The organism is Frankia sp. CcI156, from assembly GCF_001983015.1.
Lineage (GTDB): Bacteria > Actinomycetota > Actinomycetes > Frankiales > Frankiaceae > Frankia > Frankia casuarinae.
On record NZ_MOMD01000055.1, the window covers coordinates 38,424 to 46,676 of the forward strand.

Below are 8,253 nucleotides of genomic sequence, written 5' to 3' on the forward strand. Positions count from 1 at the left end.
TCAGGTGGCGTGGTCCGTGAGGGCGTGATGTGCCGCAGTCAGGGCGCTGTCGATGTCGTCGCTGATCGTGACGGAAGGCAGCATGTCGAAGCTGCATCGGGGTGAGCCCTTGGCGATGATGACGGGTTTRCCGTAGGCGAGCGCGCAGCCGATCTCGGCCGTGACGCCGTCGCTGCGCCGGCTGAGCGGGTAGGCGAGGAGAAGGCGCGCGCGGGCGATGTCGTGGATGCAGAGCTGGGCCGCGAGTTGGTTGACGACGATGCCTGCGTCGAACTGGCTGCTGGGTCGGGTGAGGGGGTCGAGGTCGAGCCAGCGGGCGGTGGATTCCAGGGGCGGGGGCAGGCGGGCGCGGATACGGCGGATCTCGTCTCGGTCGCGCAGCGTCGCCGCGAGGTAGACGCCGTGGCGAGGGGTGGCATCGCCGGCGAGGCTCTGTGGTGTCCGCTGCTGGGTGCGCCGGAGTTGTGGGGCTGGGCTGGTGGCCGGCGCCCAGAGGTTGACGGGTGCGCTGCGGGCCTGCCGGTAGGGGGTGATCGGGCAGTAGGCGTAGGGCGTGTCGTCGGCGAGACTCGGCAGTCCGATCCGACTCCGCTGATCATCAATATGGTTGATGTCGGCAATCGGGTAGAGGAAGCGCGGGCGGTCGTCACGAATGAGGACGAATGTTCCGTACAGCTGCTCCTCACCGCGCAGGGAACGGTCCCGGTCCGTCAGGAGAGCCAGCTGTCGCGGGTCGGCCCCGCGGTGCTGCCACGTGCGCGCCAGATCGCGGAGGAGATCGTGGCGGGTCTCGGTTTCGGTGTCGGCGTGTTGGAGGAGAAGCCAGGCGGCGTCGCTGGYGGCGCACGAGGCGGGAGACGGCCAGCCCCATCGGTTCAGTGTCGTGAGGACCGCGGTCGTCGCGGCAGTCGAGACGGACGCGAAGGTGGCGAGTTCGGGTGTGCCGGCAGTGAGGTGTGCCGCTCGGTGCGGTAGCAGCGTGAGGGGTAGCGGCCAGCCGGGGTAGTCCAGGGCTGCGGCGACCTGGGCTTCGAGGCGGGGGTCGGTGACAAGCCGGGTCAGGACGGCGAGGAGCGCCTGCTGTTCTTGCTCGGCGAGCGTGATGAGGTCAGCCCACGCGGCGACGGCGGGTGATGTCATGAACTGGCCTCCTGGTCGCTGAGGAGCTGGCGGGCGCGGACGAGGTCGACCTTCCCGGCCGGGGTCCTGGGTATGGCGGCGACGACCCGSACCACCCGTGGGATCTTGTAGCCGGCGAGGTCGCCACGGATGTCACCCAGTACCTGTGCGAGTCTGCCGCCGGCGTGGAGCTGGAGGAGGCCGCCGACGGTGCTCCCGAGCCGCGTGTCGGGGACGGCGAGGATGGCGGCGTCGGCGACGTGGGGGTGGGCCAGGAGGACGGCGGCGACATCGGGGGCGTACACCTTCTCCCCGCCGGTGTTGATGCAGTCCTGCTCGCGGCCGAGCAGCGCGATCCTCCGACTCGTCTGAAGCCGGACGAGGTCTCCGGACAGGAGGTAGGTGCGGCCGTCATAGGCGCGGACGTAGCGGTGGGGTGGAAGCGTGCCGTGGGGGTGCAGACCGACGGGCAGCGGCCGGTGGACCGCGACCTGTCCCGTCTCACCGACCGCGGTCGGGGTTCCATCAGCGTGGAACACCCGGGCGTGTCGGCCGAGGTCGAAGGACCCGGTCGCAGGTACGTCTCCGAGGCGGGCGAGTGATGATCCCAGGCCGGTGGCCTCGGTGGCGCCGAGGGTTTCGACCAGCCGCAGGTGTGGGACCAGGGCGAGGAGTTYGGTCTTGACCTGGTCCGTCCACGGCGCGCCCGACGAGGTGACCGTCCGCAAAGCGGACAGGTCAGCGCCGAGGCGGGCGCCAAGCGCGCTCGTGAGCGGTCGTGCGTAGGCGTCGCCGACGATCGCCAGGGTGTCGGCGCGCTGCTGCACGACCGTGTCGAGCACCCTGTCGGGGTCGTAGGACGACCCTGGCAGGGTGATCACTGTGCCGCCGGCGCAGAGCGCGCCCATCGCGCGCGTCAGACCCGAGCCGTGGCTGAGGGGACTGGCGACGACGATGCGCGCGTCGGCCAGCGTCAGGGACGCCATCCGGGTGAGAGGGCGGGACAGGTCGTGGCGGGCCCAGGGGTTGTGGGCGTTGAGGTTGTCCAGGATGTCGGCGACGCGCCAGAGCACGGCCTGGGGTGTGCCGGTGGTCCCACCCGTACATTTGATCATCAAAGGCGGTCGCGGCCCATTCGCCGGCGGCGACGAGGATGCCCGCGGGGCCGCGGAGGTCAGGAGCAGCCCGTGGCCTCCGAGGGGGCGGATCGGTACTTCCTGGCCAGGTTGGCAGCGGGCGTGGAGCGTCGCGACGTCTGGGACCTGGACCGGATCGGCGATCATTGCGGCGGGCTGGAGCAGGCGGTGAAGCTGGTCGAGTTCGCGGGCACGGTAGCGGGGGTTGAGCTGCGCGGGCGTTGCGCCGAGACGGAGCACGGCAGCGAGGCTGACAAGGTGTTCGGGGATGTTCGGCAGGCAGAGGGCGACGACCTGGCCGGCCTGCACTCCGTGCCGCCGCAGGGTGCGGGCGAGGGCCGCTGATGCCGCGTCGAACTGCGCCCACGTCCACGCCTGATCGCCGTGGATCARCGCGGTCTGGTGGGGCTGCTGCGCGGCGATGCGCTGCCAGAGAGCCGCGAGGGTCCACGGGGTTGTCATGGCAGCGGCCGGCTGGTGGTGGGGGCGAGATCGTCCACGGTGCGGCGCATGAGATCGGCGTGGGGATCGCTCTCCCAGTCCCAGTCGCTTCCGTCCAGTCGTGGGTCGAGGGCGGCGACGACGTGCCGCAGCCGAATGCGGGGATGGGTGCCGGTCGGGACCGGGTAGACGGTCAACGCACCGCTTTGATCACGCACCAGGATGTAGGAGTGGGCCGGGTCAGCGGGCAGGTCGACCAGGGAGGCGATGGGATGGCCGGTGAGCCGCTTGGCCAGCCACCCGCGCAGGTTCGCCTCGGTGGGGAGCAGGTGCAGGTGGCCGTGTTCGATCCGCCGCTGCCCGGCGGCGTTCAGGCCGTACTCGAAGCCCAGCACCGGGCTGTCGTAACGATCGGCGAGACGTGCGGCCATCTCCCGCATCAGCGCGTCGACGCCGGCGCGAGCAGTGCGGTCGAGTGCGCCCAGGGACAGGACATGGCTTCGGGGGACGAGGAGCAGGTAGCCGGCGACGTACGCCCCGATGGTGGGGACCGCGGCGGCATACGCGTTCGCCRCCAGGATGCGGGGCGCTGCCACGGTCAGGTGCCGTTGCAGCGCGCAGTCGCTGACGGCCGGGTCGAGGGCGTCACACAGGTCACAGGTCGACGGCATGGGCAGTGGCCTCCGACGGGCTGAGACGGATCAGGTCAAGGCGGCTCGGCCGTTCGGGCGCGGCGAGGCGGGTGGYGCAGTAGGCGTGGATCTCCTCGGCCGTCAGCGTCGGATGCCGGGTGCATGCGCGGGCAGTCAGACGATGGCCGTAGACGGCGTCGGGGACCACCGACACCGTGCAGTCGCTGATCGCGGGGTGAGCGGCGAGCACGACACGGACCTGGGCGACGGCGACGTTGACGCCGCCGACGATCGCCCGTCCAGGCACGGCGACGGAGGCGACATGCAGCCGTCCGGTGCCGTCGAGATGGCCGCGGTCACCGACGCTCTGCCACGCACCGGATGGTGGGCATGCCCCGGGAACAGGGTGGCTGGCGAGCCCCACGCGGCTTCGCCCTTCGATCGTGCCGACCGTCCCCGCGGGAACCGGCACCCGCTGCGGCCCGGTGATCCGTATCTCGGCTCCGTCGATCGGGACGCCACCGTCGGCGGCTCCGACGCGCAGCGTGCCGTCGTATTCGGCGGTGCCGTAATACTCCGCGAGCCGGTCGCCGCCCAGCAACGCGAGCAGACGCCCGCGGAGGTCGGGTGGGCAGGGCTGGGAGGAGTAGACCAGCCTGTCCACCGACGAGGCGGCCTTCGCGACGGCGGTCTCGCCGGCGTCGTCGAGCAGCCGGCGCAGCTGCGTGGGCACGAGGAACGCCCAGGTCGGCCGGTGGCGGCCCGCGTAGGTGACCCACACCTGCGGGGTGAAGACCGGACAGATCACGACGGTGCCGCCGAGCAGGATCTGCCGCACGGCGAACTCGAACGGGCCGTTGAGGTGCAACGGGGAGCCGATCAATGCTCGCCCGTCGGGGCGCAGGCCGAGCGCGAGCGCCTTCCGCGGGACGCTCGGGGGCTCCCCATGTGTCACCAGCGGGCGGTAGAGGCCGTCACAGACGCCGACGATCGCCTTCCACGGCTCGCATCCGCCAGCCGGAGCGCGCGGGAAATCCGGTGTCGACACCGCGGCCCCACGGGCGGACAGCGGCAGGGGGATTCCCCCGGCCAGCCAGGTGGCGAACACCTCGACGAGGAAATCCGCCTCCGACCGGGCGGTGACGGGACGCAGCAGGCCACGGCCGCCCTCACCGCCAAGATCACGGGCAAGACGGTGGGCGTCCCGGCCCAGCTGGCCGAAGGTGCACGCACCCCCGGAGTCGATCACCGCGGGCTGGTCGCGGCGATCACGGGCCAGTCGGTCGAGGGCGACGGTGATCTCCTGCCGCCATGCCTGCGGGCCGGTCACGTGGGGCCGTCCGCAAGACCGGCGGCGGTGGGAGGTGTCCAGGTGGAGGCGGCAGCCTGCTGTAGATCGTCCGTGAGCCATCCGCCTCGCAGGCCCTGCTCGACGGCACCGGGCCGGCGGTCGGGGGCCGGCAGGGTGATCCAGCAGCGCAGCAGGTGGCGGGCCTGCCGKGGGTCGGGCGCGTCGGTGTAGGCCGTGYGGGAATGCAGAACACAGTGGTTGTGGACGATCTGGAGATCACCGGGCCGAAGTTCCATGTCGCRGGCCAGCTGGTCGGCGACCTCGTCGAGGAGGTCAAACGCCGCGAGAGCTGTCGGGGACAGCGRCACACCGGTGACCGTCTGCGTCTCCAGGAGCGTGTGCCGCACGAAGCGGACACTGAAAAGCCCGCGGTACGCGCAGAAGATCGGCGAGAGGAACGTCGGTGGGCCGCCGGGGATGTTCCCGCCGGCCATGTGGAAGTGAAACGGCTGGTAGAGCTCGGCGACGAGGTTCGGCGCGCTCGCGAGCATCGCGTTGTGCACCGCCGCGGCGGACGCCACGCGGCTCATCCCACCCCGGTCCGCGGGGCGCCGGCACAGCAGCAGCGTCGCGTCGGCGCCGTCAGTGTGAAACCACAACCGTTCCGCGGTTTGGTGTCCCCGTACCCGGCCGTCACCGAGCTGCCGGCCACTCGCCCGAACGCGACGGACAAGCTGCCCGTCGCGGCTCTGGGTCGCGATCCGTCCCAGCCGGGCCGCGATGCCGCGGATCAGCACGAGGCACTCGCGGTCGTCGAGATCCTCCACAGGTAAGCCCCGGAGTACGGCGAAGCCGTGTCCCACGGCGACCGCCGTGGCGAGCGCGGCGAGCGGCGCGTCCAGGTGCGGCAGGAGAACGTCCTGGTCTGTGAGGTCACGGTCGTGGAACAGGTCTCGGGATGCCAACCGGGCACTCGCCGCGCGCACCGCCGCGGCCAGGTCGGCGCGGTGCGCATCGTCGATCCGCTGGAGATAGGCATCGGGATGCAGCTCCCGACCGGTCCAGAGCGGTGCATGACCGGCTGTCAGCTCGGTCGGTATGAAAATGGAGTCGATGGTTTCCGCCATAGCGGACCTCCGATGTTGAGTCGCCGATATTAATGGGCGAAAAGTGCACTAACGGCGCGCCTGCGCAGTAATGGCGTCGCCCGCGAGCCAGCCTGTTTCCGCCGCGCCGATGATGCCGCCGGTGAGCCCGGGGCCGTCGCCCACGAGATACAGTCCCGGCTGGCCTGGGGCTTCCATCTCGTCGGTAACCGTGAAACGTGATGCCCACCGTTCCACCGCGGGCCCGTAGAGAAAGTTATCCGGGTGCAGAACCCCCGGACACAGGGAGGCGAGCCGGAAAAGAAATGTTTGTAGCGCGCTCACGATCGCTGTCGGGAACTCGGCGGTGAAGTCGCCGGGCGCGGCATCGGGCAGGCTCGGCACAAACTCGCCTACCGCCTGGCTGGTGGGCAGAGGCGTGTCCGGAAGGAAGGCGCCGAGCCGCTGGCCGATCAGCCCACCGTGGCGGCGGTTGATCGCGGCCACGAGCGTGCGGGCATCGTCAGCGGTGAGGGGCAATCTCCGGCCGGCCGTTGCAATAATCGCGCTGTTGGAGCGGTTCTCGGCATGCGCTGAGGTCGCATGCCCGCCTACCAGGGTCAGCCCGTGATAGTCGGCCGCGACGACGTCGCCGCCGTAGCACACGCAGTGGGTTCGGACCTCGACCCCATCGGGCCCGCTCCAGATGACCTTCGGGTCGGTGGCTATCTCCAGCAGCGGTCCGAGGAACTCCTTCGCTCCCTCCAACCGGAACCCGATCTTCGGTTGGGCGTCGTCGCGGCCCAGGCCCAGCTCCCGACCCACGTCCCCGAGCCACGATGCGCCGACCTTCCCCGGGGCCAGGACGACGTTGACCGCGTGGACCCGCCTGACCCCGGGACCATCCAACTCCAGCTCCCACCGGAAATCGGAACGTCCTGACGGGCGGATACCGATACACGTCGTACGGCAGGCGACCGTCGCCCTCGCCRCCAGACGCGTCCGCAACCGGCTGAGCATCCGAGGTAGCTGGTCGGTCCCGACGTGACGGACCGGATAATGAACATATTCTAATCCGGCGACCTTCGCGCGTTTCTCGAAATTTTCTGCGGCTTCGGCGTCCCCGCCGTGCAGGTCGGCCCGCTCGCCGGAGCGAAGAACCTCATCGATCGCGTGCTGCCGCGCGGAAACGCGAGAAGGATCGAATCTGTGGCTGACGGTGCTCCCGATCCGCGGTGACAAGCACAGCTTGCCGTCCGAGAACAGCCCGGCACCGCCAAACCCCCGGGTCACCACGTCCCCTCGGCTATCGGAGCCCAGAGCGCCAATCCGCTCCTCCACATCGTCACCTCCGTCGAGGAGGAGAAGGCCCGGCGCGGGCACATCAGATCGGTAGGCTGCAATCAACCCCCCGGGGCCGGCACCCACCACGACGGTATGGAAAACCCGCGCATTCATCATCGTTCCTCTCGATGGGTTACAGGTAGAGGTGCGCCGCGCAATCAACCTGACTCATGCCGGTAGCGAGGCAAGAGCGACCGGAAGGCGCAGCAGGGAAGAAGAATCGACGGCAATCAGGGTGAAATGCCGGTCACGAGTCTCCGCCGATATCAATGCGCCCTTTCCTCCACCTGGCATCGACGGCGGCGGACCAGAGAAAAGCGCGAGCAGTCGAGGAATTTCTCCAACACTTGAATACTCTCAGGCATGCGGGAAGGAGTCGTTCGAGCGGCGGGTCAGGAAACGCTCACGTGATGCCAAGATTCCAACCTTCCGGCCAAAGGGTGCAGCGTGCACCAACGCGGCGCTCGCCCCGGGTGGCCCACTGACCGGGACGAGAAACTCACGAGGTGACGCCACTATCCCCAGCGGACGGGCGCGAACCATTCCCTTCAGCGCGAAGCTTCGGTTCGGGGCCGCGGAGCGCCGTGAGCTGGGCAGATGCCTCACTTGAAGGAAGATCATTGCCGCTAGGGATGGCGAACACTCGGGAAACGTTCGGGAGCAGGGTGAGACGAGGGGRCGGACCGTGTCGACTCGCCGGTCCTCTCGCTGGTTGAGAGGAACGACCAGCCGAGCTGAGATTTCCATGGTATGGAATGACAGCCGACACGGGACCCGGAGTACCGGATTGCCGGCTCACCAATGGCGTCAACATGTCGTCTATCCAGTCCCACCGCCGGCCGAGTGTGATGGTCCGGACATATTCGATCCGCTTTCGCAAGGATCAGTTGGCTCGCTAGCAAACGGTACGGATGCCGTCGTAGCGCTTTCTATGTCTCCCACCCGGAGATGGCAAAGTTCTCCCGCCGCCTGTGGAGATCGATGCCGACACGGGTGTATGGATACGTGCTGTCGGGAATCTCGTCGAGGGGAAACCAGGCGATCCGGGCACACTTTTGGGGTTCCGCGTTGACGGGTTCTCCGTGCGTACGTATTCGGAAATCCCGTTGGGGCATGATCGTGGGCGGCGTGACCGTGGGGCACTCCGCTGGGGTCTCGGGGGTCGGGGTCAGCCGGGAGGCTGTTGCCAGGTGGTGAGGTCCTCG

Annotated in this window: 6 protein-coding genes; all 6 read right to left on the bottom strand. The window is 69.4% G+C overall.

The genetic code is table 11. From position 1 onward, the window contains the following. The 6 genes from CcI156_RS18600 to CcI156_RS18625 are packed head-to-tail and all read right to left on the bottom strand — an operon-like array spanning position 1 to position 6,997. Positions 1-1,140 (bottom strand): DUF6624 domain-containing protein, encoded by a 1,140-nt coding sequence (locus tag CcI156_RS18600; protein ID WP_076807171.1) that lies wholly within the window; start codon positions 1,138-1,140, stop codon positions 1-3. Next, on the bottom strand, positions 1,137-2,717 hold the full coding sequence (locus CcI156_RS18605; RefSeq protein ID WP_076807173.1) for an AMP-binding protein: 1,581 nt from the start codon (positions 2,715-2,717) through the stop codon (positions 1,137-1,139). The genes CcI156_RS18600 and CcI156_RS18605 overlap by 4 nt, the downstream gene beginning before the upstream one ends. Further along, positions 2,714-3,367, bottom strand: a complete 654-nt coding sequence (locus CcI156_RS18610; protein ID WP_076807176.1) for an HIT family protein — start codon at positions 3,365-3,367, stop codon at positions 2,714-2,716. Before CcI156_RS18610 ends, CcI156_RS18605 begins: the two co-directional genes overlap by 4 nt. Then, on the bottom strand, positions 3,351-4,658 hold the full coding sequence (locus CcI156_RS18615) for an AMP-binding protein (RefSeq protein ID WP_076807178.1): 1,308 nt from the start codon (positions 4,656-4,658) through the stop codon (positions 3,351-3,353). Before CcI156_RS18615 ends, CcI156_RS18610 begins: the two co-directional genes overlap by 17 nt. Next, entirely contained in the window at positions 4,655-5,746 is a 1,092-nt protein-coding gene (locus CcI156_RS18620) for a TauD/TfdA family dioxygenase (RefSeq protein ID WP_076807180.1), read from the bottom strand. Before CcI156_RS18620 ends, CcI156_RS18615 begins: the two co-directional genes overlap by 4 nt. 48 nt (positions 5,747-5,794) lie before the next feature. Then, on the bottom strand, positions 5,795-6,997 hold the full coding sequence (locus CcI156_RS18625) for a dehydrogenase (protein ID WP_254847511.1): 1,203 nt from the start codon (positions 6,995-6,997) through the stop codon (positions 5,795-5,797). Between the last annotated feature and the right edge of the window lie 1,256 nt (positions 6,998-8,253).